The following is a 218-nucleotide window of genomic DNA, read 5'->3' as shown; positions in this document are numbered from 1 at the left end:
TCATCGTATTGTTGATTTTTAAGTTGACCATCTTTAGCGTTTTGTTCACATTTAAAAGCTTTCATATTGTGAAAAGAAAAGCCTGAGCCAATCACTAATAGATTCTCATAATCAAGAGATTGTAAAGCTTTACCAATCGCTAAATGCTGCTTGGCATCAAGATGTTTCACTAATGAAAGTTGGATGGTTGGAATATCTGCTTCTGGATACATTAATGT

Annotated in this window: 1 pseudogene; it reads right to left on the bottom strand. The window is 33.5% G+C overall.

The features are described from left to right. Positions 1–218 (bottom strand): annotated as a pseudogene (locus V6255_RS18655) (dioxygenase); the annotation flags it as partial.

Origin of the sequence: Psychromonas arctica, assembly GCF_038155225.1 — a bacterium.
GTDB classification, from domain to species: domain Bacteria; phylum Pseudomonadota; class Gammaproteobacteria; order Enterobacterales; family Psychromonadaceae; genus Psychromonas; species Psychromonas arctica_B.
The sequence above is the reverse complement of the archived record's forward strand: the minus strand, read 5'-3'. Positions and strand labels throughout refer to the sequence as shown.